The organism is Rhizobium sp. 01T444 (assembly GCF_056398305.1).
Genome location: NZ_JBFTPD010000289.1, coordinates 1 through 596, shown reverse-complemented (window position 1 = coordinate 596; position 596 = coordinate 1). Strand labels below are relative to the sequence as shown.

2 pseudogenes are annotated in these 596 nt (G+C 69.3%); both read right to left on the bottom strand.

The annotated features are described in order from the left end of the window. Nucleotides 1–291 (bottom strand): annotated as a pseudogene (locus AC1DTN_RS38505) (hypothetical protein); the annotation flags it as partial. A gap of 17 nt (nt 292–308) precedes the next feature. Beyond that, nucleotides 309–596: pseudogene (locus AC1DTN_RS38500) on the bottom strand (AMP-binding protein); the annotation flags it as partial.

Genomic DNA, 596 nt, shown 5'->3' with positions numbered 1-596 from the left:
GTGGATGTCCTGCCCTTCGCCGGTGCGCATGGCCCACAGCGAGGCCATGGCGGCCGACTTGGCAGTCAGTGCGATCCCTGCGGCCGCCGCCAGACGGAACACGCTGGGCACGATCGGGTCGGCGCCTTCGAAAGTGATCTTTCCGCCCGTGGAGGCCGGGGCGATGCCCACGCCTTCCAGCACGCGAGCGAGGTGATCCTCGATGGCGAAATCGCTCGCGCCGCTGATCCGGTTGCAAAGCGAATCTTCGATGATCCGCGTGGTCGAGGCGACAGCGCCCTCCTGGCGCATCGTGGATTCGGAATGAGTCATGGTGATGGGGTGTGCAAGATCTCTTGGGGCGATGGCTTCAGGTAGAGCGCGTCGACCGCCGCCGCGCGCCGCTGCATGACGGCGCGCTGATTCACGCTGCCCTTGTCCGTCAATTCGTAGGCCTCCAGCGATGGCGCCTCCGCCTGCAGCAAGAGCCGCTCGATGCGGCGCGACGCGGCGGACGAATCGCCGTTGGCCCGCCGCAGTCCTTCGGCAAGCCGCGCGCGCACCGCGGGATGCGCGGCCAGCGCCTCCTCGCCCGCATCGGCGGGCACCCCGGGCAG